The sequence below is a fragment of the Microcystis sp. CS-574 genome (genome assembly GCF_028329095.1).
Lineage (GTDB): Bacteria > Cyanobacteriota > Cyanobacteriia > Cyanobacteriales > Microcystaceae > Microcystis > Microcystis ichthyoblabe_A.
In genome coordinates this window covers 1-25,086 of record NZ_JAQMSY010000133.1, presented here as the reverse complement: position 1 = coordinate 25,086, position 25,086 = coordinate 1, and the positions used below count along the sequence as shown (strand labels likewise).

Here is a 25,086-nt window from a genome sequence, read left to right as displayed (position 1 = left end):
GGTGTAGGGTGTGGGGTGTGGGGTGTGGGGAGAACAAAGCTGCCTTTTGCCTTTTGCCTTTTGCCTTTTGCCTTTTGCCTTTTGCCTTTTGCCTTTTATCTCCTGTCTCCTGTCTCCGTTAAATTTCTTCCCAAGTACCTTGAGCGGCGGTAATTTTCTCTTTAGCACTATTGCTAAAAGCGGCGGCCTTCACCTTGAGGGGAACGGTAATTTCACCATCACCCAGAACTTTTAAAGGGCCGTCGTTGCTGGTGAGAATGTTAGCTTTTAGGAGACTTTCCAAGGTAACTTCCGTATTAGCGGGTAAAGAAGCTAATTTTTTCAGATTAACGATCGTGTATTGACGGGGGTTAACCAAAGGAAAATGCTTTAATTTCGGCACCCGACGATAGAGGGGCATTTGTCCCCCCTCAAAACCGGGACGAGTCCCCGTCCCAGAGCGAGATTTTTGTCCGCGCATTCCCAGACCGCAACTAGCGCCCTGGCCGGCCGAGACACCCCGTCCCACACGACGACGGCGTTTAGTTGACCCCGGTTGGGGGGCGATTTCGTGGAGTTTCATGGTGATTTCTCTATGTGTACAAATGTTCTATAGATACGCCTCGATCCTTAGCAACTTCCGAGAAAGTGCGGAGAGTTTCCAGGGCGTTAACGGCGGCTCTAGCGTTATTGAGGGGGTTATCGCTACCGAGTTGTTTAGCGAGGATATTTTTTACCCCAGCCAATTCTAAAACGGTACGGACAGCACCCCCGGCAATAACCCCAGTCCCCGGAGCAGCCGGACGCATAATCACTTGAGCGCCTCCGGAAGCACCCCGGGTGAGGTGAGTGATAGAACTAGCCTTAGTTAAGGAGACTTCAATTAGTTGTTTTTTGCCATCGGCCACGCCTTTACGGACGGCCCCGATAACGTCCCCTGCTTTGCCGACTCCCACTCCCACCTGGCCGTTTTCATTACCGACCACGACGATAGCCCGGAAGCTGAGTTTTTTACCACCCTTAACCACTTTACTAACCCGGCGGATCTGGATAACCCGCTCTTGCCAAGTGGTTTCTTTTTCTTTTTCGCGGTTGCCTTTGCGACGTTTTGCCATAGTTTTATCAGTGTTGAAAGGATATTTTAGAAGTTTAAGCCGGCTGACCGAGCCGCTTCTGCTAAGGCTTTGACGCGACCGTGATAGAGATTGCCACCGCGATCAAAAACCACTTGTTCAATGCCTTTGTCTAGGGCCCGTTGGGCCACCAGTTTACCCACGGCAGCCGATGCTTCTTGGGTAGCGGTGGATTCCAATTCCCCGCGCAAGGTGGCCTCTAGGGTAGAAGCGGCAGCGAGGGTGTGTTGGGCTACGTCGTCGATAATTTGGGCGTAGATGTGGTTATTAGAACGAAATACGGATAAACGCGGCCGTTCAGCAGTGCCATTAATTTTGCGACGCACACGCTGGTGACGACGACGGACTGATTCTTTGCGACTAAGTTTCATGGTTTATTTTTTACCTCCTTTACCGCCTTTAGCGCCTTTACCGCCAGCTTTACCAACTTTGCGACGGACAACTTCACCAAGATAGCGAATCCCTTTTCCTTTATAAGGTTCGGGGGGACGAACTTCGCGGATTTTAGCGGCAATGTTACCGACCGCTTCTTTGTCGATGCCACTGACGATAACTTGGGTGTTGTTTTCTACGGCGACGGAAACACCATCGGGCATCTCCATCTCCACGGGTTTACTGTAACCAACATTAAGAACTAATTTACTACCCTGCGCCTGGGCGCGGTAGCCCACCCCTTGGATATCGAGGCGTTTTTGAAAACCAGTAGCAACTCCTTCCACCATGTTGGCTACTAGAGTTCTACAGAGTCCGTGGCGTTCTCTGGCGGTACGCGAATCGTCTTGACGGGTAACGAGCAGAGTTTCGCCATCTTTATTGATGGCGACGGCGGTGGGTAGGGTTCTCTGGAGAGTTCCTTTGGGTCCTTTCACCGTCACGGTAGCACCATCGATATCGACGGTGACTTTATTGGGAATAGGAATCGGGCGTTTGCCAATACGAGACATAACAGTTATCAGTTATCAGGGAAGAGTTATCAGGGAAGAGTTATCAGTGGGTCAGCTATCGGGTTTAAACTTGGAAAGGCTGACGGCTGATAGCTTATCCTTGTTTACCAGATGTAGCAAAGGACTTCGCCGCCAACGTTTTGTTTACGCGCTTCGCGATCGGTCATAATGCCTTTAGAGGTGGAAACAATGGCGATGCCAATGCCACCGAGGACGCGCGGTAAGTCTTTACTGTTGGAATAAACTCGCAGGCCCGGTTTACTGACTCTGGTGAGGGTAGTAATGATCGGTTGACGGTTTTTGCCTTTATATTTGAGGGAAAGAACTAATTGAGATTTAATCCCCTCACCCACTTCCTCAAAGTCAGCAATAAAGCCTTCGTCCTTGAGAACTTGGGCAATACTGCGCGTCATCCGCGTGGTGGGAATTTGAGTAGTGGTCTGCCGAACCGCGCAAGCGTTACGGATGCGGGTCAGCATATCCGAGATGGTATCGTTAGCAGACATGAATTACCTGTTTTTCTCCTAAATTGGGATCAACATCAGTGGTCAGTTATCAGTTATCAGTTATCAGTAGGTCAGTTATCAGATTTGAGTATTAAGTGAGTAGTATTAAATAGCAGGTTCCTGCTGTCTTTTCACTCAATCACTGTTGACTGTTCACTCTTGACTGTTTACTGTTTACTGTTTGCTGTTCACTGTTCACTTATTTACTGGTCACTGTTTACTTTTCTCTTGATTGATTTATCTAAAGGGCATTCCCATCTCTTTGAGGAGGGCGCGTCCTTCTTCGTCGTTTTTAGCGGTGGTGATGATTGAGATGTCCATCCCGCGAATTTGATCGATTTTGTCGTATTCAATTTCAGGGAAGATCAACTGTTCACGAATGCCTAAACTGTAGTTACCACGACCATCAAAACTGTTACCGCTGATACCGCGAAAGTCGCGAATGCGTGGTAAGGCCAGATTAATGAGACGGTCTAAAAAAGCGTACATTCGATCGCCGCGCAATGTCACCATGACACCCACGGGCATTCCTTCGCGAATTTTAAAGCCAGCGATCGCTTTTTTAGCTCTAGTCACTACCGGTTGTTGTCCGGTGATGGTGGACAGTTCCTCCTTGGAAGACTCCAAAGCTTTGGCATTTTGTGAAGCTTCCCCAAGACCGCGGTTAACAGTAATTTTGATAACTTTAGGTACTTGGTGGATATTGGTATAACCAAATTGTTCTTTCAGTTTAGGAACAATGGTTTCTTGATAGGTGGTTTTTAGTTTTTGGCTCATAGTTTTGCTGCTTGCTTTTCCTGGGCTTGGTCAGGAACTAGAATTGATGGGAAACTAATCGATAATTTCGCCAGTTTTCTTCAGTATCCGCACTTTCCGACCGTCTTCGGTAAAGGTATAACCCACCCGACTGGCGATTTTTTTCTTCTCGGAATAAAGCATCACTTTGGAACTGTGAATCGGTGCTTCGTAGGTAACGATTTGACCCGATTCCCCTTCCTGTTGGGGTTTAGTATGTTTGGTGCGGATATTAACTCCCTTGACCACCACGGTACTTTCTTGGGGTAGAGCGCGTAAAATTTCGCCCACCTTGCCCTTATCGGAACCGGCGATTACTTGAACGACATCCCCTTTTTTAACGTGCATTTTTTGCCTTTGGGGCGGGGTTTGAATGTTTTTCTTACTCATTTTTTTTGACCTCAAAGTGTGAAAAGTTTTAGACTAGCCATCAGCCAATTGCCTTGATACTTTTCACTTTGATCAGAGAACTTCTGGGGCTAAGGAAACAATTTTGGTGTAGTTTTTATCGCGCAATTCCCGAGCGACCGGACCAAAAACCCGCGTACCTTTGGGATTACCGTCATTATTAATAATCACGGCGGCGTTATCATCAAAACGGATGCTCATGCCACTATCGCGACGGACGGTTTGACGGGTCCGCACGATCACCGCAGTGACCACATCGGATTTTTTCACGGGCATATTGGGGATAGCGTCCTTAACCACGGCGATAATTTTGTCACCGATGCCACCGTAGGTACAGTTACCTGTTCCCAGCACCCGCAGACACATTAGTTTCCGCGCCCCGCTATTGTCAGCGACATTTAAGTAGGTTTGTTGTTGAATCACGGTTTTTACCTAGGTGAAATTTAACTATCGGTTAATATTTCCGCCACTTCCCAACGTTTGGTTTTACTGAGGGGGCGGGTTTCACGAATGCGAACTCGATCGCCTTGTTTGGCTTGATTTTCTGCGTCGTGAGCCTTAAATTTCTGGGTTTTTACGACGATTTTGCCGTATTTAGGGTGAGGAGAGCGGTTTTCAATGGCTACCACTACGGTTTTATCCATTTTGTCGCTGACCACTACCCCAACTCTTTCTTTAACTGCCATAGCGGGTTATGCCTCCGGGGTGGACTGGGCTAGTTGGCGCTCTCGTTCTACGGTCAATAATTGGCCGAGACGGTGGCGGGTGTGTTTGAATTCGTGGGTTTTTTCCAAGCGGCGGGTGGCCTGTTGCAAACGCAATTCAAACAGTTTCTTTTTGGCATCGAGGATAGCGTCGGCGATGTCGTCATCGCTCATCTTCCTCACTTCGGCGATTTTCGGTAGAGCCATTAGACAAAATCCTCCTCGCGAGTGATAAATTTAGTCTTAATCGGTAATTTTTGGGCGGCTAGACGCATTGCTTCCCGGGCTACCGGTTCGGCTACCCCGGCAATTTCAAACATAATGAACCCCGGTTTAACCACGGCCACCCAGAATTCGGGGGAACCTTTCCCGGAACCCATCCGGGTTTCTGCAGCCCGTTGGGTGACGGGTTTATCGGGAAAAACGCGAATCCAGATTTTGCCACCCCGACGAATATAACGAGTCATTGCCCGTCTGGCGGCTTCGATTTGACGGGAAGTAATCCAACAGGGTTCGGTGGCTTGCAGGGCGAAATCGCCGAAATTAATCGTATTTCCGCCGGTGGCCAGCCCGCGCATCCGTCCGCGCTGTTGTTTGCGGAATTTTGTTCTTTTGGGACTTAACATGAGCTATTTACCACTGATAAATATTAGGGATCAACCCTCACTAGAGCGATCTTCAAACTGTTGACGGCGACGCTGTTGACGGCGCGGTGCTTGAGCGGGAACGGCGGCGGCAATTTCTTCTTGGCCGGGGATAATTTCGCCCTTAAAGATCCAAACTTTCACGCCTAGAATCCCGTAGATGGTGCTGGCGGTTTTGTAGGAGTAATCGATATCGGCCCGCAGGGTATGCAGGGGAACTCGTCCTTCCCGCACCCATTCAGTCCGAGCGATTTCTGCCCCGTTGAGACGGCCGCTAACTTGAATTTTGATCCCTTTGACTTCGGCCCTTTGCGCCCGTTGGATAGCTTGCCGCACCACACGACGGAAGGAAACCCGTCTTTCTAGTTGTTGGGCGATGTATTCGGCGATCAGGTTGGCATCGGCATCAACGCGAGCCACTTCGATGACGTTAATACGAATTTGACGCTGGCCACCGAGGGCTTTTTGTAAACCTAGACGCAGCTGTTCGATTCCCGTGCCACCACGACCGACGACGACCCCAGGGCGAGCGGTGTGGATGGAAATATCTACTTGATCGGCCTTGCGTTCGATGCGAATATCGGCGATACCGGCATTAGCGAGGTTTTTCTCGACGTATTCACGAATGCGGCGATCTTCTTGCACTAATTCGGGGTAACGTTTCGCGTCGGCATACCAGCAAGATTTGTGATCTTTGATAACGCCGAGACGAAAACCGAGGGGATGGATTTTTTGTCCCATTGTGGTTTTTTTAGTTAAGGTGATTAGTCTTTGTTGCTAGGAGCGACGGCGACGGTGATATGACAGGTGGGTTTGCGAATTTGGTAGGCGCGGCCTTGGGCCCGGGGTCGAAAACGTTTTAGGGTCGGTCCGCCATCGGCAAAGGCTTGGCTAACTACCAAAGTGGCGGGATCGAGTCCTTCGTTATTTTCGGCGTTGGCAACGGCGGAACGCAGGACCTTCAGGATCGGGTCACAGGCCCGGTAGGGCATAAATTCGAGAATAATTAGGGCTTCCCGATAGGAGCGACCGCGGATCTGATCGAGTACCCGTCTGACTTTCAGGGGTGACATCCGAATATAGCGGGCGATCGCTTTGACTTCGTTAGAGGTATCGATGGTCATTTCAGTTATCAGTTATCAGTTATCAGTTATCAGTCATCAGTTATCAGTTATCAGTGATCAGTTATCGGTTATCAGTCTTGGTGGTTTATGATCACGACTATCTAGCTGACGACTGAGGGAGTAGCGGCTGATTTATTTCCGTCCTGCTTTTTTGTCGCTCTTGGCGTGGCCGCGGAAGGTGCGGGTGGGAGCGAATTCACCGAGTTTATGACCGACCATCTGCTCGGAAACGTAGACGGGAACGTGCTGTTTGCCGTTGTGAACGGCGATCGTGTGACCGACCATATCGGGAATGATTGTCGAGGCCCGGGACCAAGTTTTAATCACTTGTTTACTGCCCTGGGCGTTGAGTTTTTCGATTTTTTCCATCAGGTGGCCGGCGACAAATGGCCCCTTTTTCAGTGAACGACCCATAATTTTCAGTCAAAAGTAAAGTAATAATTTCTAACCCTGGGTACGACGGCGCACGATGAGATCGCTACTGCGTTTTTTCTTGTTGCGAGTTTTGCGACCGAGGGCGGGTTTACCCCAGGGAGTCATCGGGCCGGAACGTCCGATCGGAGCGCGACCCTCTCCACCTCCATGCGGGTGATCGACTGGGTTCATGACGCTACCCCGAACATGGGGGCGTTGACCGCGGTGACGGGTACGGCCGGCTTTACCGAGACTGATGTTTCTAGCTTCGGCGTTACCGACTTTTCCGATGGTGGCGTAGCATTCACGCCGGATCATGCGTACTTCTTTGGAGGGGAGGCGGATGGTAACGTAATCGCCTTCTTTCGCTACCACTTGGGCAAAACCACCGGCAGCCCGCACCATTTGACCACCGCGACCAGGAACGAGTTCGATGTTATGAACTTCTGTCCCTAGGGGGATGCGACTTAAGGGTAGGGCATTACCGACCTCGAAGGGAGCGTTTTCTCCGGCGATGACGGTATCACCAACGCCTAAACCGGCGGGGGCGATGATGTAGCGTTTTTCCCCGTCTTTGTAGAAAAGTAGGGCAATGCGGGCGTTACGGTTAGGATCGTACTCGATCGCCGCTACTGTGGCCGGAATATCCCGTTTATCGCGACGAAAATCGATAATCCGGTAGAGGCGCTTATGGCCGCCGCCCCGGTGACGACTGGTAACGACACCGCGATTATTACGCCCTTGTTTGCTGTGTTTGCGATGAGTTAGGGACTTTTCCGGTTCGGTTTTGGTGATCTCCTTAAAGTCGGAGATGGCCGCCTGCCTTGTCCCGGGGGTTAAAGGTCTAAAAGAACGAATACCCATAGTTTAGTTTTCCGTTATCGGGTTTCTTGGTGGTTATACGTCGGGATAGAGGGCGATCGAGTCGCCTTCCGCTAGGGTCACGATCGCGCGTTTGTATTGGGGTTTGTAACCGAGGAAACGGCCGACGCGTTTTTTCTGACGAGAGGGGCGGCTGGTGTTCACTTTCGTTACTTTTACGTCAAATAGCAATTCGATCGCCGCTTGAATTTCCGGCTTAGTCGCTTTCAATGCGACATCGAAGACGTATTTATTTTGTTCTAGGAGCAGGGTAGCTTTCTCGGTGACGATCGGCTTTAGGATCAGATCGGCGAGTTGTCTGGCTTCAGTTCTAAGCACCATAGACCTCCTCAATTTTAGCTAGGGCTGCGGCGGTGGCGATAACTCGATCGGCTAGGATGACATCATAGACGTTGAGACTATCGGCGCGAATAATTTTGAGATTGCAGATATTACGTCCCGATAAATAGACATTTTCGGGAATTTCCGTCAAAATCAGCAGAATTTTTTCCTCTGGACTGGCTCCCCAGCGACTTAAGGCAGCGGTGAGTTCTTTGGTTTTGGGTTGGGAGAATTGTTCGGCGAAGCTTTCCACCACGATAAAGTTATCGGCCTGGCTGATCAAAGCGGTTCTCAGGGCTAATCTTTTCTCTTTGCGATTGACCTTAACCTCAAAATCTCTCGGTTTTGGTCCGAATATGACACCGCCACCACGCCAGAGGGGAGAACGGATCGAACCGGCTCTGGCACGACCGGTGCCTTTTTGCCGCCAGGGTTTGCGACCACCGCCGCGCACTTCCGAGCGGGTTTTGCTGGAGGCATTACCTTGGCGGGCCGCCGCTAGATGGCTGACGACGACGCGGTGAATTAGATGTTTGGCGGTTTCGGGTTTAGCGGTTTTCAGTTCCAGGGTGCCTGTTCCCGCTTCTTCCCCTTGCCAATTTTTGACTGTGTAGTTAACCATGGCTTTAATCTTTCCTTGCCCTATTTACCAAATTTCTTGGCGGGGGTGATGTTTAACAGGGTTCCTGGTTTACCCGGGACGGCTCCTTTGATCAGGATCAGGTTGCGTTCGCTATCGATTTTGACCACGGACAGTTTGCGGATGGTCACTTGGGTGGCTCCGTATTGTCCGGCCATTCTCTTACCTGGGAAAACCCGGCCGGGGGTAGTACCGGCACCGGTGGAACCAGGGAGACGGTGGTTTTTGGAACCGTGGGTCATGTTACCGCGCTTGAAGTTATGGCGTTTTTGATAGCCGGAGAAACCTCGTCCGATGGTGGTTCCAGCCACATCGACTAAATCGCCTTCCTGGAAGATAGCGGCGGTAATTTCTTGGCCTAAAGTGTAGGCGGATGCGTCCTCGATGCGGTATTCGATTAAATGCCGCAGGGGGGAGACACCGGCTTTGGCTAAATGACCGAGTAGCGGTTTGTTGAGGGCTTTTTCTTTGACGGTTTTGTATCCCACTTGAATGGATTCATAACCGTCGGTTTTTTTAGTTTTGACTTGGGTGACGGGACACGGACCGGCTTGAACGACGGTGACGGGAATGGCGACTCCCGTTTTGTTGTCGAAGATTTGGGTCATGCCCAGTTTTGTACCGAGGATACCGATAGACACGGATTGTTCTCTTTATCTTTACTAGACGACAATCAAAAATAACGTGGTCGTGGCTATAGGAGCGAGAAAAATCTTTCCCGCTTTATCAGCCTGCCCAACTTGAATGACTTTTTTGGAGTTATTTAAGCTGGCATCCCGTTAAATTCGTAAGTAGGACTAGACAGGGTTGCTGGTTCTGCCTAGATTGTTGCTGGTCTTTGTTTCTTGGGGACTTAAAGGGTTTATCTTCAGTATCCCGGCGAAGACCGAGCGACCAAGGCGGTTCTGCTTGGCAGTGCCTTTAGCACCACCTAAGACCGATTTTGGCCACGATCAAACATTGTATAACATTTGTGACTTTTTAGGCAAGAGGTTTTTTCAGTCACCGGCAATGATCCTATCTAGTCTGGCGGAAGGAAGGGGTGACAATGAGGTTGAAGTCTAGGCTGGGTGCTGGGTCTAGGCTGTGGGGTTCTGGGAAAATCTCCTCGCTGTCACCCTTGAAATTGATTAACTTAATTCTCTCGTCTTCATTGCGGGGAAAGTCTCAAGGTTTTTCCCTATCCCCCACACCCTGTCTCACTTTCAATCTGCTTGTCATCCCTTCAGGTTTCTGGCACTTTTTTAGCCAAAAAATTCGCAAAACTCTTTTATAGCAAGGCTTAAACTGATATTCAGCAGATTGCAAGTATAGTATTTATCTTAATGGTGAGGTACAAAGTTTTGGTTTGGGGGAATCGGTCGTTGGTGGTCGCTATCAAATTAGGTTACACTGCTTGATGGGGATTAGTTTCAATGGGGGGGGATGACAGCATTGTACTATCATCCCTTGTTTGGAGGTTAAATCGCTTGCAGGTCTTTTTCTCCGGTACGGATGCGGACGATCTGTTCCACGGGGGAGATAAAGATTTTACCGTCTCCGATTTCACCGGTACGGGCTGCCGAAATCAGCTTATCGACGACCATATCGACTTGCTTATCTTCGACGACGATCTCGATCTTGAGTTTTTGGAGAAATTCGACGGTGTACTCGGAACCGCGATAACGTTCCGATTGACCTTTCTGACGACCGAAACCTCTAACTTCGGAGACAGTCATGCCGACAATGCCCGCGTTAACTAGGGCGATTTTCACCTCTTCCAGTTTAAAGGGTCGGATAATCGCTTCTACTTTCTTCAAAATATCTATCTCCTCGTTGCGTGACGATACCTTCTTGGTGAATTAACTGTTAATTCTAAACGCAGAATCCCGACAATAGCGCTTAAAGTCATGATTTCTTCAATTATTGGCCTTGGTCACAGTCTTCACCGTGAAAAATTTCTGGGTGGGAATTGGCCCACCCGCAGCCATAAATAAACCAACTAGAGAGATAATCCTAACTGAAGACCAAAAACACCGTGAACCAGCAGTAAAATTAGGGCAATACTGCCGATATAGGCGTGAACAGTCCGAAAAAGTTCTTTTTTCCCGCCAGCGAAGCCAGTGAGGGACAATAATCCATTAAAAGCTAATAAACCGATCGCGATCGATCCTGTCCAGAAATGGCTGCTTTCGAGGATGGGATGTTTCTGCATGACTAGGGATAAAATACCGCCGGTGTAACCGAGAGTGATAAATAAAAACAGCCAGGGGGCGAGTTTGCGGTGATCAGCCCGATTTTTGGCTACTACTTCCCCATCTTGGCTTAAACGGCTTTGCCAACCGGCATAAGCGGTATAACTACCCATAACTAAAACCACGATCCCCATCATGACTGGATGTCCCCAATGAACGATCGGTTCGGGAGTTCCGAGACTGCGAAAGGCAGCGGCGATCGGCTCTAGCGCATCACTTAAACTTTGATTCATGTTTGTTACCTAACTTTACAAAACCCTTTTGTCTAAGATTTTAGCCGATCTCCAGCCTGGAAAAACTGCGGTTAGCCGAAAAAATGTCAAGCCTTCGCTAAATTTCTTAACATTTCCCCTAGAGATGAGCGGAGAAATATAGAATAAAGGCAGGGGAGACTAGGGATCCCCACGGGGATTAGCCCCTAGGAGGGCATTATGACTTATCTGCTCAAAGATCGGCGGTCGGCTGGGAGACTATTAGCTATTTACTTGACAGAATATACCAATAGTGCTAGAGCGCTGGTGTTGGCTTTGCCCCGGGGTGGGGTTCCGATCGCCTTTGAAATTGCCCAAAGGTTACATTTACCGCTAGATCTGTGTTTGGTGCGAAAATTAGGTGTACCGGAGCGCAAAGAGTTAGCTTTTGGGGCGATCGGTCAGAATGGGGTGCGGGTAATCAATGAAAGTGTTGTTGAAGACTTGCACCTATCGGAGGCGATGATGGAACGGGTAGCAAAGGAAGAAATGATCGAATTAGAGCGACGCGATCGTTTATATCGAGGTGAACGCCCCTTTCCAGACGTGACGGGAAAAACGATTATTCTAGTAGATGATGGGATCGCTACGGGAGCAACGATTAAAGCGGCGATTCTGACCCTTAAGGCTGAAAATCCCGCTGCTATTATTATTGCTGTTCCTGTTGCGCCACCGGAAGTCTGTGATCAATTAGAAAAATTAGTCGATCGAGTAATTTGCCTACATAAACCCTACGAATTGAGATCAATTTCTCTTTGGTACGAGGACTTTTCCCAAACCAGCGATGAGGAGGTGCAAACACTTTTGTCCACCGTCGATAGTTCTTTGATTTCAGTTTAGGGAGATGGGGAGAATAAATAACAGCAATCTCCTGAATTCAGAATTCCACAGCATCGGTATCAACGGTATTGGTTGGGGAAGAAACTTCAGTTTGATTATTTACTCTCCCGGGACGGCGAGTGCGATAATCAAGAACTAATCGGGATAATTCCGTAGTTAAAAGGGTGAGGACAATACCATCATCGATCCAACCAATAATCGGGAAAATGTCAGGAGAAATATCGAGGGGGCTAAAAAGATAAACCATAGTTCCCAGAATGATAATCCAACGATATTTAGGGTGAGTAATTTTGCTGCTGTACCAGTTGTAAAAAGATTCAACAATCGGTTTCATTAATTTGTCCTCGTTGACTGCGATAGTTTAATTTTGTCAGGTTCCCCTTGGGGCTGATAGTGCGGTTTTACACCCATTATGTAGGGTTATCCGCGCTAATTATCCACTAAAAAAGCCCAGAAGAAAATTCACCTTTAGGGATGAACCTGAAATATTATTACTGGATGCTTAAGAGGGGAGATAGGGGCATCCTTATCACCTATAATAGGCGATGACAAACTAATCAATTATCTGCCAGTTTAAGGATGGAAACCCTCTTTCATCTAGTTACTTTTGCCTTTGTCTTCGCTTTGGGTGCCTCGGTGGGCAGTTTTTTAAACGTGGTCATCTATAGATTACCTCAGGGGATATCTCTAGTTTATCCCCCTTCCCACTGTCCGAAATGTCACCATAGGTTGGGGAAAAGCGAGAATATACCCGTTTTCGGCTGGTTATGGCTAGGGGGTCGCTGTCGCTGGTGCAAAACCCCGATTTCTGTCCGTTATCCAGCGGTCGAAACTTTTACCGGTTTGTTATTTTGTCTGGTTTTAGGAGATTTTAGCTTTTCTTGGCAGACCCTCGGCTATTGGATTCTCCTCAGTTGGTTATTAGCTTTAGCTTTGATTGATTTTGACACGATGACGCTTCCTAACTCCCTCACCCAATCGGGATTAGTTTTAGGGATAGTTTTTCAGACTCTTTTAGGTTGGCAAAATAATCAAAGTGTTGTCTATCTTTTTTCAGCGATCGCTAGTGCGGTTTTAGGAGTCTGGTTATTTGATCTAATCCGGTGGGGGGGGAGTTTTGCTCTCGGACAACAGGCCATGGGGGGAGGAGATGCGAAATTAGCGGCCATGATCGGTGCTTGGTTAGGATGGCAAGCATTATTAGTCACCGCTTTTCTGGCCTGCGCTATTGGGGCGGCGATCGGTATTATGGGCATTTTTCTTGGTAAAATGGGGAAAAAACAAGCTATACCCTTTGGGCCATTTCTTGCCCTCGGCGCTCTGATGAGTGTCTTTTGGAGTGATAAGATCATCTCAGCCTATCAAACCATTTTTTTCCCTTTCTTGTAAAAAAGTTATCCTGTAATTAAATCTTGATACAATAGTCTTCCGTGTCTTGGATCACCATTAGAACAACCCCCAGTCTAGGGTAAGCCGATTGGCTGCAGGAAATGCTCAAAGCTCACGACATCCCCAGTCGCGTTATCGCTATTGGCCCCGGTATTTATTGCGGCCAGGGTCATCAGGCCGCTCTACAAGTACGTCCCCAAGATCGCTGGACAGCACTTTTGTTATTAAGTCCTCTAGAAGAAAGTCGATAAATTATCTTTATTTTAAACTATGTCTCTATTTGATTGGTTTGCAAATCGCCAAAAAACAGAACCCAAGGTTCAACAACAACAGGAGCGGGAAATAGCCGATGGTTTATGGACAAAATGCCCCAATTGCGGCGTTTTGGCCTATACGAAGGATTTATTAGCTAATCAACTGGTGTGTCTCGATTGCGGTCATCATAATCGGGTGGAAAGTGAAGAAAGAATTCGCCAGTTAGTGGATGCTAATACTTGGAATTCCCTTGATGAACAGATTCGACCGACGGATCCGCTCAAATTTCGCGATCGGAAAAGTTATAGCGATCGCCTGCGAGAAACCCAAGAAAAAACTGGTCTGACGGATGCTGTCCGGACGGGAACGGGGACGATCGATGGTTTACCCTTAGCTTTAGGGGTGATGGACTTCCGTTTTATGGGGGGTAGCATGGGATCGGTGGTGGGAGAAAAACTCTGTCGTTTGACGGAACGAGCTACCGATGAAAGTTTGCCCCTGGTGATCATCTGCGCTTCCGGCGGGGCGAGAATGCAGGAGGGAATGTTAAGTTTAATGCAGATGGCCAAGATTTCTGGCGCTCTTAACCGGCATCGGGAGGCAAAATTACTCTATATTCCCGTCCTGACTAATCCCACCACGGGGGGAGTCACGGCCAGTTTTGCCATGTTGGGAGATATTATTATTGCTGAACCGAAGGCTACTATCGGTTTTGCTGGTAAACGGGTAATTGAACAGACTTTGCGCGAGAAATTGCCGGAAGGTTTCCAAACATCGGAATACTTGTTAAAACACGGGTTTGTCGATGCGATCGTTCCCCGTACCCATCTCAAGAAAACCCTCGCTCAATTAATTAGTTTACATCAGCTCTTTTTCCCCTTGTTATCCCCCCTCAACAGTCATCATCAATACAGTCAACCGGAGTTAATCCCCCTGAAAACAGCCCAGGGACAAACAACAGTTTAACTGTTCTAAGACGGCTCTGGAGTTGCCAGCCCGAGCATTTGTACTAAAATTTTCCCGATCAGCAGTTTAAATGTAGTACACACCACACTTAGCTGGGTTGACAGCGATCGCAAAGTCCAAAAAATTCGAGAGTATGGTAATAAACCTTGAATTGGTGGGATTTTTCGAGTTTTTCTTCCAATTCATGAACGGGACACTCATTAAAGACGATAGACCGACCGCAATGAATACAGGTAAGATGGTGTTGATCCTGCTGAACGGAACTGTAGAGGGATTCTCCTGTGGCTAGGGTTCTCACCTGCACTGCACCCTGTAATTTTAGGGATTCTAGGGCGCGGTAAACAGTGGCTAACCCCATGTTTTGGTCACGCTGACGGAGTTCCACAAACAATTCCTGAGCGGATACTGCCCGATTTAAGGTTTTGAGTAAGTGGATAATGCGCTCTTGCGATCGGGTGCGTTGGGATTTCATATCAAAAAGGTCAGCGATCAAAGTTAATTCTATGCCAAAAAATTATCAGTGCTTTATTTATGTTACCCTGCGCCCTTCGGTTCTCGATCCGGCGGGTACAGCGGTAGAGTCGGGATTAAAGCAATTAGGTTATGATACTGTGGCCGGGGTGCGAATTGGTAAGTATATTGAGCTTACCGTGACAGCAGCAGACGAAACCAGCGCCCGCGAACAATTGGATCAAATGTGCGATCAACTATTGGCTAATCCTGTAATTGAAAATTATCGCTTTGATTTGCATTGTCAGTAGATAGAAGTCAGAAGACGGGAGGTAGGGCAAATAATTAAAATTTATCTGTCACCTTCTGCTAAAAAACTTAACCAAGTTAAAAATTATGAAGTTTGGGATTATTGTTTTCCCCGGATCGAATTGCGATCGAGATGTGGCAACGGTGACAGAGGGTATTTTTCAGCAACCCACCCGCTATATTTGGCATCAAGAGACGGATCTAGGGGATGTGGATGTGATTGTGGTGCCGGGGGGATTTAGTTACGGCGATTATTTGCGCTGTGGTGCGATCGCTCGATTTTCGCCAGCGATGAAAACTGTCCGAGAAGAAGCCGAAAAAGGTAAATTAGTTTTAGGCATCTGTAATGGTTTTCAGGTATTAACGGAAATTGGGCTGCTACCCGGTGCGTTAATTCGTAATCGCGATTTACATTTTATTTGCGATCGAGTGCCGGTAAAAGTGGAAAATAATCAATCTGTCTGGACGCGGGGTTATCAACCGCAACAGGTGCTTAATTTGCCCATTGCTCACGGGGAAGGGCGTTATTATGCCGCAGAAGATACGTTAAAATCCTTGGAGGATAACGGTCAAATTCTCTTTCGTTACTGTACTCCCACAGGAGAGGTAAATGAGTCAGGAAATCCCAACGGATCGTTAAATAATATTGCAGGAATTACCAATAAAGCAGGAAATGTGCTAGGAATGATGCCTCATCCCGAACGGGCTGCCGATCCGCTGCTCAATTTGACCGATGGTAGTTTGTTATTTCGGGAGATAACAGGTAATTGTGCTGTTTTGATGTAAGGAATGATGATAAGTAGTCGTGCAAAATTAATTTCTTGGTTAGGATAGGCAAAAGGCAATAGGCAAAAGCTTTATCGAAATGTGTAATTAATTTTGCTTAGGTACTTAATGAGTCGCCAAAAAGCTCTAGACTACAATTTTGGCAATAATTGGTCGTAGGATTGGATCATTCTTTCGTAAGTAAAGCGAGTGGCATTGATAAAACCTTTTTGCCTCAAATCTTCCAGGCGATCGGGAGCGAGAAGATTTTCTGCAATAATAGTAGCGGCAGCCTCGTGTTCGGTGGGATCGAAATACACTGCCGCATCGTCAGCGATAACAGTCATGGGGAGACGATTGGAGGTAAAGACGGGACAACCACAGGATTGAGCTTCAATCACGGGAACACCGAATCCTTCCTGAAAGGAGGGAAAAATTAAAGCAGTTGCTAGGCAATAAAAGGCGCGTAAGTCATCATCAGAGACGGTTCCTAATTCGATTACTTGTGCAGACAAGTTATTCTGATTAACAAATTCTCGCATATCTGGCAGCAAAAGTTTTCCCATCAGGATTAATCGGCAATTTTCCAGACCAGAGAAAGTGATTAACCTCTTGAATATTTTCAGCAATCCCAATCGATTTTTATACCATTGGCGGCCTCCGACATGAATTAGCCAAGGATAATCACGGTTGATATTAAATTTGCCCACCAGAGCTACTGCTGCTGCTTTTGTCATCGGACTGTATCCCTGATTCAAGCAATCCTCAATTACTTCCGTTTGTTCGGGAGCAATTTTAGTTAAACGGAGAACATCGGCACGAGTAGCTTCGGAAGAACAGACAACATATTTAGCCTGTTTTAATCCTCGCAAAATCATCGCCTGATACTGTTTTCCCGTCCAACTGGTGGGATTTTCAGGAATTTCTCCTAGGGCGGAACGGATGGCCAGCAGATCATGACAGATGATAAAATATTTGCGATCTTTTAGATAGGGAGTTAAATAGGATAAAGCTTGATCACAAATGCAGACGATATCAGCCCAATCAAGCTGCTGACGTAACTGCACTGGGAAAATAATTAACTTATCGATGTACCCTAACCACTTGCCGATTCCCTGGGGAGAAGGCTTCAGTTGACCGAAAATAGGCTGTGCTTGCACTCGCCGAATTTCGTGTCCTTTTTGTCTGAGTCCTTTCTCCACTAAACCGACAAAACGATTAATACTAATCTGCCGATCGTTGACGTAATTTCCTACTATTAAAACTTTCATGATTAGGCTCCAAAAAATCAATTTTTATAGCGGTAAAACCCTCTAACAGTCTCGAGGGAAATTTCGGGGTTAAGAAATAATATTAGTCCTGCAAAATTTCCTCGTATCTTTGTCCCGCTCGCTCCCAGGTGTACTCCGATTCCACCATCGCCCGGCCATTATGGGACAGTTGTTCTCGCACAGAAGGATCATCGAACAACCTAGAGATCGCTGCAACGTACTCAGCAACACTATTAGCCCGCAGCGCCCTAGGGGGAATTCCCGCTGCTGCCACCGTTAAACCCTCTAAACCGCGATCGCTGGCGACAATCGGAATCCCCGCGGCCATGGATTCTAGAGTTTTAGTCTTGATTCCCAATCCCACCCGCAGGGGAACCACACAAACGGTTCCTCGGTGTAAATATTCCACTGTCGAGGGAACGGTTCCCGTCACCCTCACACCGGGATACTTGGCCAGTTCGAGAACTTCCGGTGCTGGGTTGGCCCCCACTAGGGTTAAAGTGGTGTCGGGATATCGCTGTTGAATGACTGGCAGGACTTCTAAAACAAAAAAACGGGCGGCATCGATATTATGGGTGGAACTCATGGCACCGACAAAGACCAATTTATGACCGCCGGGATCCCGAGGACGATAGGGAAACAGGGCTAAATCCACGCCATTAGGCACGATATCCACCCGTGCATCCGGGAGGATTTTTAATAATTGTTCGCGATCATAATCGGTAGTGGCCACCAATTGCGAAAACTTGGCACAGTAACGTTTTTCGTACTGATAGAGTAGGGGCAGATAGAGAAAATCCCGCAGGGGATAGGTGGAGGCTCCTCTATCCAAATGATTGCGTGTCCAACCGTACACGGAACTGTGAATATCTACTACGGTTTTGACTCGCTGACGGTATTCTGGCCGGATAAAAATCTCGCTGATACTCTGAGCGCAGATAATTACATCACATTTTTGCTGCTCGACGTATTCATCTATTCGCTCTTGAATTAGCGGCGAACGATAACTAAGAACACTAGCAGGGGTCATCTGTACTATTGCCTCCAGAAAGCGCCCTGTTTGACCGATTAGTTTTGTCAGTCCCTTGCCTGGTTCGGGAATTTCCTGGGGCGGAAATAAGACAAGATGATTGGTAAAGGTTTTTAATTCTTCGATCTGAGTTTCCGTGACATTTTCTACCCGACGAGCAAACAGGGTGACATCGTGGTTTTGGTGAAGACATTTGATCAGGTTAAAAGTTCTCCCCTCCGTTGCCCCGCGACTAGGTGGATAGGGAAAGTTATTGCAAAAAAGGACTAATATTCTCATAATTCTGGTTCGGCAGCGGTTTTTGACAATAATTCTACCGTTTCCTTTAGTTGGCTATATACGGGAATCTCAACTGGGTATTTCTCGATCTCCCCAAGGGTGACTTTTCCTCGCCCTGTTAAGAGCAATACGGGCTGACAACCAGCTTCTAGGGCGCATTCTAGATCACTGGGCGCATCGCCGATAAACAACGAGCGGGCTAAATCGATTCCGTACTGGTGGGCGGCTGTCAGCAGCAGATAGGGGGAGGGTTTGCGGCAGGGACAACCTTCGTCGGGATGGTGCGGGCAGATGGCAAGATCGTGAAAATGCACGCCCAATTGTCGGTATTCCTCAATCATACGCCCGTGAATCGCCGCCAAATCGTCCCAAGTGAAATAGCCCCTAGCAAGTCCCGATTGATTGGTGATGATGATCAGCAGATAACCCGCATCCTGCCACTGTTTTAAGGCAGCCGCTGCCCCGGCGGGAATGCTCACCTGTTCTGGTTTACTCAGATAGGGAATATAGTCAATAACTACCCCATCTCGATCGAGAAATAAGGCTTTGTTCTTTTTTGCTCTATCTTCGCTTTCGCGGTCAGAATTGCCAAAATGTGGCGGAGACGGGTATTTCTGGTGGCCGTCATTGACGGAAATTGCGGGGAAAGGATTCATTGATGTTGGACTTTTTCGAGTCGGGGACTAGAATTCTCAGTTCTTCTGTCAGAGACGAGAGCTTGAACCGATGGACAGACAAAATTCGAGGGATTGTCGCGATTTGTGCTAGTTTTCTCGGCTAAATTGCTTCTCTTTACTATCTAGATGTCAGGGTATAGCAATCAGGGCATATTATACGCCGTCAGGCCTTTGGGCTTTTGATTATATCGGCGGTATTGTCAGGAATTGTTAACATTTTTGTCCAGCCAAACAAAAGGCCAAGACTGGCAAAGGTTGAACCCCCGCTCAGAAATCCCTCGTCTCGGCCAGAATAGATCAAAAGTTTATTCACAAACAAAACAAATTGTGCTAGGGTTGGCGCGTTTGTGGTATATTCCCAGAATAACTGGCAAAGAATCACTCTTTTGACTTGATCGCTCTAGGTTTTTCTAGAACTATCATTGGCCTGTTTTTCTTGTCCCGTGATCAATTCTACCGTGCTAGGGGTTTTATGCCCAATTAATGGAGAGCGATTCTCGTCTTTTGATACTATTCAATATAATGACAGAATGATTGAGAGTTAAATTTATTCAACTAATAAAAATTGGAAAATCAAACCTATGCCAATGGTGGAAAAATCAAACAAAAAATTGGATAGTTTCCAGAGTGATCCGTCTCTGTCAATTTTAATCAAGACTGAATTGGAGGAAGCTTATGTCCTGAAAAAAAAACTACTAACCGAGACAAAATATCTAGAAAAAATCCAAGAGATTTGCCAAGTATGTATCAATGCTTATCGCAATAACCACAAAGTATTAGTGGCTGGTAATGGAGGCAGTGCCGCCGATGCTATCCATTTTGGCGGTGAGCTGCACGGCCGATTTCTGAAAGAAAGACAGTCTTTACCAGTTCGCGTCCTCAATAGCGATATCGCCAGTTTAACAGCGATTGCCAACGATTATGGCTACGAATATATTTTTAGCCGCCAGATAGAAGCGGAAGGAAACCCTGGCGATGTGTTTATCGGTATTTCCACTTCGGGAAATTCCGCTAATATCCATCAAGCTCTCAAAGTTTGTCAAGTAAAAGGTCTCACTAGCATCGGTTTAACTGGGGCGAAGGGATTAGCTCTAGAGCAAAAAACCGATTATTGTTTGATGATTCCTAGTATCAGTACCCCGCGCATTCAAGAAGGTCATGGTTTTGTTCTCCATACTATTTGTTTAGCGATCGAAGAAGCGCTCTTTCCTAACTAAAATCTCCTAGCAAAAAATCAACCTAAACAGCCTACCTATGATCATCAGAACCAAAGCTCCTTTAAGATTAGGTTTAGGTGGTGGTGGCACCGATGTGGAGCCCTACTGTAGTCTTTATGGGGGTTACGTTCTCAACGCTACTATCGATCTCTATGCCTACTGTACAGTCACGGAAATTACTGACAAACAAGTCATTTTTGTTGCCGCCGATCGAGGAGAACAACAAATAGAAACCCTCCAGTTTCCTCTCCTCTATAACGGCGTTCTCGATCTGCATAAAGCGGTCTATAATCGTTTGATTAAAGACTTTAATCAAGGGCAACCTTTGCCGCTGCAAATCACTACCTTTTCCGATGCGCCGGCTGGTTCGGGATTAGGTTCTTCTTCTACCCTAGCGGTAGCCATGGTTAAAGCCTTTGTGGAACTGTTAAAATTACCCCTAGGTGAGTATGATATCGCCCATTTAGCCTACGAGATCGAACGAATTGACCTGGGCTGGTTAGGGGGCAAACAGGATCAGTACGCTGCCACTTTTGGCGGTTTTAATTTTATGGAATTTTATGAACAAGATCGAGTCATAGTTAATCCTTTGCGGATTAAAAATTGGGTGATCAATGAATTGGAAGTCTCTCTGATCCTCTACTATACAGGCATTTCTCGCTACTCATCTCAAGTAATTGAGGATCAAATTCAGAATGTCCAAGAAAAAAATGAACAAGCGATCGCCGCTACCCATCAACTCAAAAAAGAGGCAATTCTCTTTAAAGAAGCACTGCTTAAATCAGATTTTATGGGGATAGCAGAAATTCTGAGAACTTCTTGGGAAGCGAAAAAGAAATTATCCAAATTAATTAGTAATCCGCAGATTGATCGCATTTATCGGGTAGCTAGGGAAACCGGGGCTTATTCAGGCAAAATATCGGGGGCCGGTGGCGGTGGTTTTATTATCTTTATGGTCGATCCTACCAAGAAAATCGAAGTAACTAAAGCTTTGAAATCAGAAGGAGGCCAAGTGATTAATTTTCATTTTACCAAATACGGAACCCAAGCATGGACATTATAGCAAACCAAGGATCAACGGGGAAGGATTATCCCTATAATCCTAAAAATAGTTTTTAAAAGATTGGCAATAATTCAAATTTTTGAGGTGTATCTATGGATGTAATTATTCTGGCGGGTGGGTTAGGAACCAGGTTGCGATCGGTGATCAACACTTTACCAAAACCCATGGCTCCCGTTGCCGACAGGCCTTTTTTAGAGTATCTATTAGATTACCTAATCTCTCAAAAAATTACCAACAAATTTTTAGTTTCTGTGGGCTATGAACATCAAAAAATTATCGATCATTTTGGTTATAAATACAAGGAATACGAGCTAACTTATTTGATAGAAGATACACCCTTGGGAACTGGAGGAGCAATCCGGTTGGCACTCAATAAAATTGAAACCGAACAAGCATTAATTGTCAACGGCGATACCTTGTTTAATGTCAATTTATCCGCCTTAATTAATTTACATAGTCAAAAGAAATCCCTGATAACTGTTGCTCTGAAGCCGCTAACTGACTTTGATCGTTATAATAATGTTCTGCTAGACGATGACCAAAAAATTATCGGGTTTGAATCCAAAAAATATCAAGATAAGGGCTATATTAATGGCGGCATATATTGTGCAGGGAAAAACATATTATCCAGCTTTGATCTGCCATCAAAATTTTCTTTTGAGGACGACTTTCTCAAAGTTTATACCGAGAAAATTCCTATGTATGGCTTGATTTCTGACGAATATTTTATTGACATAGGCATTCCCCAAGATTACAATAAGAGTCAACAAGAATTACCATCTCTCATCTGAAAAGTATTTTTTTGAGAGAGTCTTGGTAGTCACCTAAGTTCAGCAAATTTGTGTTGGTATCGTCAAATTATTTCTCAATAAATTCACCAGAGATGCTTGCTAGTTTCAATCAACCGATATTATCTATTATTAGCCCGACCATCGGAAATTTTTCCGAATATTGGTTACAACAACTTTTATCCGTGCAGGGAAACGTAGAATTTATCTTAGTTTACCCTCCCGGCACAACTGCGGCCTTCATAACTGACCCACGAGTAAAAATTTTATACAGTCTCTACAAAGGAGAAACACCTCAAAGAGCCTTCGGTTTAATGAACGCCACGGGTCAGTATATACTGGCTTTAGATGATGATGACTTCGTGCATCCGGACGTTGTATCCCTAACTCTTGAATACTTTGAGAAATTTCCTCAGAGTTGGATGCTGCGTTTGTTTAAAGAAAAAATAAACTACTTAGATGAAGAAAAAATTAAAAGACCTTGGCAGCAATTGCCATCTCTTGAGCAACTTAGGATTGCCAGAAAAAGAGAAGATTCCTATCAGGATTTGATAGAGGTTCCCATTGCTCCTCTAGAAAATCATTTTGATATAAAAGTTGCTCTCTGGCCCTACGCTAAGAGAAAAGACATTCATGGAAGTCATGTGGAACCTTTTAATAATACCATTTGGAAAAGTCCAGCAGTTAAAGAAGCTCTCACAGAAATGTTTCAAGGGACAAGAATGGCGGAACTTTTAACTTGGTTGCCTCTTTGGGGATTAGATAGGGCAATCGGACTATATATTCAAGCTAAATTTTTTCAAACAGGTGCTTGTATTGGTCATTGGATGCCCGAACCTGGTCAAATCAGATATATTGTTAGGCCTTATTCCTTAAAAACAGTGCGATTGTTAGTGTTGGTAGAGATGTTGTTAGTGAAACAATTTCCCCAGTATGGCTACTTTTGGAATCTATTTTTTGAAGAATTTTACAACGGTGTGAAAATTAAAATTAGGCAAATATTTAAAAAGCTAAATTAAGGTTAACAGCTAAAAAATAGGAAGCAAGTCTTAATACTTACTTCCTTGACAGATTACAGATAGACTGATATTTCATACCTCTTTACCCAAGCGAGAACGAATAAAGATTCGCGGCACATTTAAGATGTTGGGAATAACGAGATTCCACATATATCCGTACTGGGGAAAACGTCTGATTAAGTAAAGTTCAGAAAGTACACCATAACGATTAAATCGTATGTATTCAGGTGGATTATTTTCAATACGAATTTGTTCTGGCATCGGTAAGAGATGACCAATAATTTTGCCTTTTCCTTGCTCAAAAAACTTCGCTTGTATAGCTAGTCCCAAAACTCGATCAAGACACCAAAAGGGAATATACTTAAACGGACCAATAAAAGGCATTAACCCCACCAGATCCTTCAGGGTTTCCTGTGCTATAGAAGTTTTCCAAACCTTCTTGTCAAAATTCTCTGTATGCGGACCTCGATGATCTCTTCTTCCTCTAAAAATACACATTACGTCAAATTTATTATCGATAGGAGTAATGGGAATTTCCAATAGGTAGTTGCCTTGTTCGTATAGCTTAGAGTTACCTTGAGACCTACCACAAACTTCTAGTTTTTCGATCGGTTTTGGTGAAAGCCAAGGAGCTTCTAGAATTTCTTTTTTACCAAATTCAACATCTTTCCGGCTAAGTCTCATGACCCAACTATCAGGAAATCGGGAAAAGTATTGACGGCTAATTTCTGAAATGTCGGGATTGATATACTCATCACAATTAATTGTCAATGTATAGGGAGCGGTAGCATTGATCAAACCTGTGGCACGTTGAATAATTTCTCCCCGCAAGGGACTGACTATTTGCTGTACCCTAGGGTCGGAAGTGGGATACTTAGGGGCTCCCGGTGGATGAACCAAGATAAATTCTACTTCTCCCTTGACCTCGGTCAGCGCATTAAACCAGTGGTCAGCGAATCCTTCTCTAGTGGGAATAACAATTGATAGGCTTGGTGTTGACACCTTGTCCATGATAAAAAAATTTTTTCTCTATTTTTTGGTGCCATTGTATCATAGTTCTCTGGCAACAAGGAAAATTTCTGGAAGATCAGAAGGCTGAGAGATCAAGAGTGGGAATTCAAGAAAAATAAAATCGATATTCAACCTGTTTACCATCCTAAAAACTGATTTCTAGGTTTTTTAACCCACATTCCGCACCTTCAACTGTCACATAAGCTGTCCCCCTCCAGAGACTTGAGTAAAAATACTTAGCTGGTGAAGGTTTTCTCGGCACCAGCTAGGGGGGTCTTGAAACCCCTAATTATGAAAAAATAGGAATTGTTGGAAAACTGAGACGAGTGGACTGTTAGACCAGGAATCAATCAACAGAAATTGAAGTCAAAAATCTAGACCATCTGGGATTAGTAGCCGGAATTATCGATGAAATAGGAATCTTTGAAATTATCAACGAACAAGTCTCAATTGAGCGAGGAGAAATTGTCACAGCGGGGCAAGTCGTCAAAGCAATTATCCTGAACGGATTGGGATTTGTCTCCCGGGCCTTGTATTTATTTCCTCAATTTTTTGAAGATAAAGCAACCGAACATCGCTACGCGAGATCGTTCTACATCTTGCCATTCAATTGTACCGATCGCATAATAGACCTCTTGCATAATTTTTTTATGGTATGGTATAAGGTTTTGCTTTTTTCTCAATTCTTAGATTGAAGTGGAAAAAAGAATAAAATGTGATCTTAGGTCAGGAAATCATCTATAATTTTGCTATGTTTATTAGCAAAATTATGGATTAT

The 25,086-nt window shown here is 45.8% G+C and carries 36 protein-coding genes and 1 pseudogene; 11 read left to right on the top strand and 26 right to left on the bottom strand.

Annotated features, from left to right (window positions below):
* Positions 1-118: 118 nt before the first annotated feature.
* The 20 genes from rplO to PN470_RS10615 form a co-directional block, all read right to left on the bottom strand.
* Positions 119-562 carry a 50S ribosomal protein L15 gene (rplO, locus tag PN470_RS10710; protein WP_002753896.1) on the bottom strand — a complete coding sequence of 148 codons (444 nt, stop codon included), beginning with the start codon at positions 560-562 and terminating at the stop codon, positions 119-121.
* A 10-nt stretch (positions 563-572) separates the two neighbouring features.
* Positions 573-1,094: a 30S ribosomal protein S5 gene (gene rpsE / locus PN470_RS10705; RefSeq protein ID WP_002733669.1), complete on the bottom strand. Its 522-nt coding sequence runs from the start codon at positions 1,092-1,094 to the stop codon at positions 573-575.
* Between the two features lie 26 nt (positions 1,095-1,120).
* Positions 1,121-1,483, bottom strand: coding sequence for a 50S ribosomal protein L18 (gene rplR / locus PN470_RS10700; protein ID WP_002753900.1), 363 nt, complete (start codon positions 1,481-1,483; stop codon positions 1,121-1,123).
* Between the two features lie 3 nt (positions 1,484-1,486).
* A complete protein-coding gene (rplF, locus tag PN470_RS10695; protein WP_069475528.1) occupies positions 1,487-2,056 on the bottom strand; it encodes a 50S ribosomal protein L6 in 570 nt (189 codons plus the stop codon).
* 104 nt (positions 2,057-2,160) lie between these two features.
* Positions 2,161-2,562, bottom strand: coding sequence for a 30S ribosomal protein S8 (gene rpsH / locus PN470_RS10690; protein WP_002734721.1), 402 nt, complete (start codon positions 2,560-2,562; stop codon positions 2,161-2,163).
* Positions 2,563-2,799: 237 nt separating this feature from the next.
* Positions 2,800-3,339, bottom strand: a complete 540-nt coding sequence (gene rplE, locus PN470_RS10685) for a 50S ribosomal protein L5 (protein ID WP_002734750.1) — start codon at positions 3,337-3,339, stop codon at positions 2,800-2,802.
* Between the two features lie 54 nt (positions 3,340-3,393).
* On the bottom strand, positions 3,394-3,747 hold the full coding sequence (gene rplX, locus PN470_RS10680; RefSeq protein WP_002733835.1) for a 50S ribosomal protein L24: 354 nt from the start codon (positions 3,745-3,747) through the stop codon (positions 3,394-3,396).
* A gap of 72 nt (positions 3,748-3,819) precedes the next feature.
* Complete coding sequence (rplN, locus tag PN470_RS10675; RefSeq protein ID WP_002732358.1) at positions 3,820-4,188, bottom strand: 50S ribosomal protein L14; 369 nt, start codon at positions 4,186-4,188, stop codon at positions 3,820-3,822.
* A gap of 20 nt (positions 4,189-4,208) precedes the next feature.
* On the bottom strand, positions 4,209-4,451 hold the full coding sequence (rpsQ, locus tag PN470_RS10670) for a 30S ribosomal protein S17 (protein ID WP_002734070.1): 243 nt from the start codon (positions 4,449-4,451) through the stop codon (positions 4,209-4,211).
* Positions 4,452-4,457: 6 nt separating this feature from the next.
* A complete protein-coding gene (rpmC, locus tag PN470_RS10665; RefSeq protein WP_002746608.1) occupies positions 4,458-4,676 on the bottom strand; it encodes a 50S ribosomal protein L29 in 219 nt (72 codons plus the stop codon).
* Complete coding sequence (gene rplP, locus PN470_RS10660; protein ID WP_002734310.1) at positions 4,676-5,095, bottom strand: 50S ribosomal protein L16; 420 nt, start codon at positions 5,093-5,095, stop codon at positions 4,676-4,678. Before rplP ends, rpmC begins: the two co-directional genes overlap by 1 nt.
* Positions 5,096-5,125: 30 nt before the next feature.
* A complete protein-coding gene (gene rpsC, locus PN470_RS10655; protein WP_002733683.1) occupies positions 5,126-5,854 on the bottom strand; it encodes a 30S ribosomal protein S3 in 729 nt (242 codons plus the stop codon).
* A gap of 23 nt (positions 5,855-5,877) precedes the next feature.
* Positions 5,878-6,237, bottom strand: a complete 360-nt coding sequence (rplV, locus tag PN470_RS10650; protein WP_002746605.1) for a 50S ribosomal protein L22 — start codon at positions 6,235-6,237, stop codon at positions 5,878-5,880.
* Positions 6,238-6,369: 132 nt separating this feature from the next.
* Positions 6,370-6,651 (bottom strand): 30S ribosomal protein S19, encoded by a 282-nt coding sequence (gene rpsS / locus PN470_RS10645; protein WP_002753908.1) that lies wholly within the window; start codon positions 6,649-6,651, stop codon positions 6,370-6,372.
* 30 nt (positions 6,652-6,681) lie between these two features.
* The gene (gene rplB, locus PN470_RS10640; protein WP_002734317.1) at positions 6,682-7,515 is read right to left on the bottom strand and encodes a 50S ribosomal protein L2; all 834 of its coding nucleotides are present in this window, start codon (positions 7,513-7,515) and stop codon (positions 6,682-6,684) included.
* Between the two features lie 33 nt (positions 7,516-7,548).
* Entirely contained in the window at positions 7,549-7,854 is a 306-nt protein-coding gene (locus PN470_RS10635; RefSeq protein WP_042790412.1) for a 50S ribosomal protein L23, read from the bottom strand.
* On the bottom strand, positions 7,844-8,476 hold the full coding sequence (gene rplD / locus PN470_RS10630; protein WP_002732765.1) for a 50S ribosomal protein L4: 633 nt from the start codon (positions 8,474-8,476) through the stop codon (positions 7,844-7,846). The genes PN470_RS10635 and rplD overlap by 11 nt, the downstream gene beginning before the upstream one ends.
* 20 nt (positions 8,477-8,496) lie before the next feature.
* Positions 8,497-9,135, bottom strand: a complete 639-nt coding sequence (gene rplC / locus PN470_RS10625) for a 50S ribosomal protein L3 (protein ID WP_151695071.1) — start codon at positions 9,133-9,135, stop codon at positions 8,497-8,499.
* Between the two features lie 819 nt (positions 9,136-9,954).
* On the bottom strand, positions 9,955-10,293 hold the full coding sequence (locus tag PN470_RS10620) for a P-II family nitrogen regulator (protein WP_002746593.1): 339 nt from the start codon (positions 10,291-10,293) through the stop codon (positions 9,955-9,957).
* A gap of 182 nt (positions 10,294-10,475) precedes the next feature.
* Entirely contained in the window at positions 10,476-10,961 is a 486-nt protein-coding gene (locus PN470_RS10615) for a DUF4079 domain-containing protein (protein ID WP_069475527.1), read from the bottom strand.
* Positions 10,962-11,159: 198 nt separating this feature from the next.
* On the opposite strand from PN470_RS10615, the gene PN470_RS10610 reads away from it, so the two are divergent.
* Positions 11,160-11,819, top strand: coding sequence for a phosphoribosyltransferase (locus PN470_RS10610; RefSeq protein WP_002732903.1), 660 nt, complete (start codon positions 11,160-11,162; stop codon positions 11,817-11,819).
* Positions 11,820-11,856: 37 nt separating this feature from the next.
* Here PN470_RS10610 and PN470_RS10605 read toward each other — a convergent pair whose 3' ends face one another.
* The gene (locus PN470_RS10605) at positions 11,857-12,153 is read right to left on the bottom strand and encodes a YkvA family protein (protein WP_008197265.1); all 297 of its coding nucleotides are present in this window, start codon (positions 12,151-12,153) and stop codon (positions 11,857-11,859) included.
* A gap of 245 nt (positions 12,154-12,398) precedes the next feature.
* On the opposite strand from PN470_RS10605, the gene PN470_RS10600 reads away from it, so the two are divergent.
* The 3 genes from PN470_RS10600 (at position 12,399) to accD (ending at position 14,429) form a co-directional block, all read left to right on the top strand.
* Positions 12,399-13,208 carry a prepilin peptidase gene (locus PN470_RS10600; RefSeq protein WP_271935781.1) on the top strand — a complete coding sequence of 270 codons (810 nt, stop codon included), beginning with the start codon at positions 12,399-12,401 and terminating at the stop codon, positions 13,206-13,208.
* A 101-nt stretch (positions 13,209-13,309) separates the two neighbouring features.
* On the top strand, positions 13,310-13,459 hold the full coding sequence (locus PN470_RS10595; RefSeq protein ID WP_002777677.1) for a hypothetical protein: 150 nt from the start codon (positions 13,310-13,312) through the stop codon (positions 13,457-13,459).
* A 19-nt stretch (positions 13,460-13,478) separates the two neighbouring features.
* A complete protein-coding gene (gene accD / locus PN470_RS10590; RefSeq protein WP_002734108.1) occupies positions 13,479-14,429 on the top strand; it encodes an acetyl-CoA carboxylase, carboxyltransferase subunit beta in 951 nt (316 codons plus the stop codon).
* Positions 14,430-14,517: 88 nt separating this feature from the next.
* Here accD and PN470_RS10585 read toward each other — a convergent pair whose 3' ends face one another.
* A complete protein-coding gene (locus PN470_RS10585) occupies positions 14,518-14,901 on the bottom strand; it encodes a Fur family transcriptional regulator (protein ID WP_002734059.1) in 384 nt (127 codons plus the stop codon).
* 31 nt (positions 14,902-14,932) lie between these two features.
* On the opposite strand from PN470_RS10585, the gene purS reads away from it, so the two are divergent.
* Together purS and purQ are read left to right on the top strand one after the other, a co-directional pair.
* Entirely contained in the window at positions 14,933-15,190 is a 258-nt protein-coding gene (gene purS, locus PN470_RS10580; RefSeq protein ID WP_002732994.1) for a phosphoribosylformylglycinamidine synthase subunit PurS, read from the top strand.
* 85 nt (positions 15,191-15,275) lie between these two features.
* Positions 15,276-15,974, top strand: coding sequence for a phosphoribosylformylglycinamidine synthase subunit PurQ (gene purQ, locus PN470_RS10575; protein ID WP_002732490.1), 699 nt, complete (start codon positions 15,276-15,278; stop codon positions 15,972-15,974).
* Between the two features lie 131 nt (positions 15,975-16,105).
* Here the strand turns inward: purQ and PN470_RS10570 are convergent, their stop codons facing one another.
* The 3 genes from PN470_RS10570 to PN470_RS10560 form a co-directional block, all read right to left on the bottom strand.
* The gene (locus PN470_RS10570) at positions 16,106-17,224 is read right to left on the bottom strand and encodes a glycosyltransferase family 4 protein (protein WP_002794615.1); all 1,119 of its coding nucleotides are present in this window, start codon (positions 17,222-17,224) and stop codon (positions 16,106-16,108) included.
* An 82-nt stretch (positions 17,225-17,306) separates the two neighbouring features.
* Entirely contained in the window at positions 17,307-18,533 is a 1,227-nt protein-coding gene (locus tag PN470_RS10565; protein WP_103111310.1) for a glycosyltransferase family 4 protein, read from the bottom strand.
* Positions 18,530-19,189, bottom strand: a complete 660-nt coding sequence (locus PN470_RS10560; RefSeq protein WP_103111311.1) for a D-glycero-alpha-D-manno-heptose-1,7-bisphosphate 7-phosphatase — start codon at positions 19,187-19,189, stop codon at positions 18,530-18,532. The genes PN470_RS10565 and PN470_RS10560 overlap by 4 nt, the downstream gene beginning before the upstream one ends.
* 602 nt (positions 19,190-19,791) lie before the next feature.
* Between PN470_RS10560 and PN470_RS10555 the strand changes: the two genes are divergently transcribed.
* From PN470_RS10555 to PN470_RS10540, 4 genes are all read left to right on the top strand, one after another.
* On the top strand, positions 19,792-20,427 hold the full coding sequence (locus PN470_RS10555) for a D-sedoheptulose-7-phosphate isomerase (protein WP_271935787.1): 636 nt from the start codon (positions 19,792-19,794) through the stop codon (positions 20,425-20,427).
* A gap of 37 nt (positions 20,428-20,464) precedes the next feature.
* Positions 20,465-21,490, top strand: coding sequence for a GHMP family kinase ATP-binding protein (locus PN470_RS10550; RefSeq protein ID WP_271935789.1), 1,026 nt, complete (start codon positions 20,465-20,467; stop codon positions 21,488-21,490).
* A 92-nt stretch (positions 21,491-21,582) separates the two neighbouring features.
* Positions 21,583-22,281 carry a nucleotidyltransferase family protein gene (locus PN470_RS10545; RefSeq protein WP_016516563.1) on the top strand — a complete coding sequence of 233 codons (699 nt, stop codon included), beginning with the start codon at positions 21,583-21,585 and terminating at the stop codon, positions 22,279-22,281.
* A 92-nt stretch (positions 22,282-22,373) separates the two neighbouring features.
* Positions 22,374-23,297, top strand: coding sequence for a glycosyltransferase family A protein (locus PN470_RS10540; protein ID WP_016516562.1), 924 nt, complete (start codon positions 22,374-22,376; stop codon positions 23,295-23,297).
* Between the two features lie 72 nt (positions 23,298-23,369).
* Here the strand turns inward: PN470_RS10540 and PN470_RS10535 are convergent, their stop codons facing one another.
* Positions 23,370-24,308 carry a transposase gene (locus PN470_RS10535; RefSeq protein ID WP_271935791.1) on the bottom strand — a complete coding sequence of 313 codons (939 nt, stop codon included), beginning with the start codon at positions 24,306-24,308 and terminating at the stop codon, positions 23,370-23,372.
* 359 nt (positions 24,309-24,667) lie between these two features.
* Between PN470_RS10535 and PN470_RS10530 the strand changes: the two are divergent.
* Positions 24,668-24,883 (top strand): annotated as a pseudogene (locus PN470_RS10530) (DUF4277 domain-containing protein); the annotation flags it as partial.
* Positions 24,884-25,086: the final 203 nt, after the last annotated feature.

What these genes read in the sequence shown, in the direction of transcription:
- rplP (WP_002734310.1), bottom strand. Translation starts at nt 5,095, where the DNA reads ATGTTAAGTCCCAAAAGAACAAAATTCCGCAAACAACAGCGCGGACGG.
- PN470_RS10535 (WP_271935791.1), bottom strand. Translation starts at nt 24,308, where the DNA reads ATGGACAAGGTGTCAACACCAAGCCTATCAATTGTTATTCCCACTAGA.
- PN470_RS10570 (WP_002794615.1), bottom strand. Translation starts at nt 17,224, where the DNA reads ATGAAAGTTTTAATAGTAGGAAATTACGTCAACGATCGGCAGATTAGT.
- rpsQ (WP_002734070.1), bottom strand. Translation starts at nt 4,451, where the DNA reads ATGGCAGTTAAAGAAAGAGTTGGGGTAGTGGTCAGCGACAAAATGGAT.
- PN470_RS10635 (WP_042790412.1), bottom strand. Translation starts at nt 7,854, where the DNA reads ATGGTGCTTAGAACTGAAGCCAGACAACTCGCCGATCTGATCCTAAAG.
- PN470_RS10615 (WP_069475527.1), bottom strand. Translation starts at nt 10,961, where the DNA reads ATGAATCAAAGTTTAAGTGATGCGCTAGAGCCGATCGCCGCTGCCTTT.
- rplE (WP_002734750.1), bottom strand. Translation starts at nt 3,339, where the DNA reads ATGAGCCAAAAACTAAAAACCACCTATCAAGAAACCATTGTTCCTAAA.
- accD (WP_002734108.1), top strand. Translation starts at nt 13,479, where the DNA reads ATGTCTCTATTTGATTGGTTTGCAAATCGCCAAAAAACAGAACCCAAG.
- purQ (WP_002732490.1), top strand. Translation starts at nt 15,276, where the DNA reads ATGAAGTTTGGGATTATTGTTTTCCCCGGATCGAATTGCGATCGAGAT.
- rpsE (WP_002733669.1), bottom strand. Translation starts at nt 1,094, where the DNA reads ATGGCAAAACGTCGCAAAGGCAACCGCGAAAAAGAAAAAGAAACCACT.
- rpsH (WP_002734721.1), bottom strand. Translation starts at nt 2,562, where the DNA reads ATGTCTGCTAACGATACCATCTCGGATATGCTGACCCGCATCCGTAAC.
- rplD (WP_002732765.1), bottom strand. Translation starts at nt 8,476, where the DNA reads ATGGTTAACTACACAGTCAAAAATTGGCAAGGGGAAGAAGCGGGAACA.
- rpsC (WP_002733683.1), bottom strand. Translation starts at nt 5,854, where the DNA reads ATGGGACAAAAAATCCATCCCCTCGGTTTTCGTCTCGGCGTTATCAAA.
- rpsS (WP_002753908.1), bottom strand. Translation starts at nt 6,651, where the DNA reads ATGGGTCGTTCACTGAAAAAGGGGCCATTTGTCGCCGGCCACCTGATG.
- PN470_RS10610 (WP_002732903.1), top strand. Translation starts at nt 11,160, where the DNA reads ATGACTTATCTGCTCAAAGATCGGCGGTCGGCTGGGAGACTATTAGCT.
- rplB (WP_002734317.1), bottom strand. Translation starts at nt 7,515, where the DNA reads ATGGGTATTCGTTCTTTTAGACCTTTAACCCCCGGGACAAGGCAGGCG.
- purS (WP_002732994.1), top strand. Translation starts at nt 14,933, where the DNA reads ATGCCAAAAAATTATCAGTGCTTTATTTATGTTACCCTGCGCCCTTCG.
- rplX (WP_002733835.1), bottom strand. Translation starts at nt 3,747, where the DNA reads ATGAGTAAGAAAAACATTCAAACCCCGCCCCAAAGGCAAAAAATGCAC.
- PN470_RS10560 (WP_103111311.1), bottom strand. Translation starts at nt 19,189, where the DNA reads ATGAATCCTTTCCCCGCAATTTCCGTCAATGACGGCCACCAGAAATAC.
- PN470_RS10545 (WP_016516563.1), top strand. Translation starts at nt 21,583, where the DNA reads ATGGATGTAATTATTCTGGCGGGTGGGTTAGGAACCAGGTTGCGATCG.
- rpmC (WP_002746608.1), bottom strand. Translation starts at nt 4,676, where the DNA reads ATGGCTCTACCGAAAATCGCCGAAGTGAGGAAGATGAGCGATGACGAC.
- rplO (WP_002753896.1), bottom strand. Translation starts at nt 562, where the DNA reads ATGAAACTCCACGAAATCGCCCCCCAACCGGGGTCAACTAAACGCCGT.
- PN470_RS10550 (WP_271935789.1), top strand. Translation starts at nt 20,465, where the DNA reads ATGATCATCAGAACCAAAGCTCCTTTAAGATTAGGTTTAGGTGGTGGT.
- rplR (WP_002753900.1), bottom strand. Translation starts at nt 1,483, where the DNA reads ATGAAACTTAGTCGCAAAGAATCAGTCCGTCGTCGTCACCAGCGTGTG.
- PN470_RS10555 (WP_271935787.1), top strand. Translation starts at nt 19,792, where the DNA reads ATGCCAATGGTGGAAAAATCAAACAAAAAATTGGATAGTTTCCAGAGT.
- PN470_RS10600 (WP_271935781.1), top strand. Translation starts at nt 12,399, where the DNA reads ATGGAAACCCTCTTTCATCTAGTTACTTTTGCCTTTGTCTTCGCTTTG.
- PN470_RS10595 (WP_002777677.1), top strand. Translation starts at nt 13,310, where the DNA reads ATGCTCAAAGCTCACGACATCCCCAGTCGCGTTATCGCTATTGGCCCC.
- rplV (WP_002746605.1), bottom strand. Translation starts at nt 6,237, where the DNA reads ATGACCATCGATACCTCTAACGAAGTCAAAGCGATCGCCCGCTATATT.
- PN470_RS10605 (WP_008197265.1), bottom strand. Translation starts at nt 12,153, where the DNA reads ATGAAACCGATTGTTGAATCTTTTTACAACTGGTACAGCAGCAAAATT.
- rplF (WP_069475528.1), bottom strand. Translation starts at nt 2,056, where the DNA reads ATGTCTCGTATTGGCAAACGCCCGATTCCTATTCCCAATAAAGTCACC.
- PN470_RS10565 (WP_103111310.1), bottom strand. Translation starts at nt 18,533, where the DNA reads ATGAGAATATTAGTCCTTTTTTGCAATAACTTTCCCTATCCACCTAGT.
- PN470_RS10540 (WP_016516562.1), top strand. Translation starts at nt 22,374, where the DNA reads ATGCTTGCTAGTTTCAATCAACCGATATTATCTATTATTAGCCCGACC.
- PN470_RS10585 (WP_002734059.1), bottom strand. Translation starts at nt 14,901, where the DNA reads ATGAAATCCCAACGCACCCGATCGCAAGAGCGCATTATCCACTTACTC.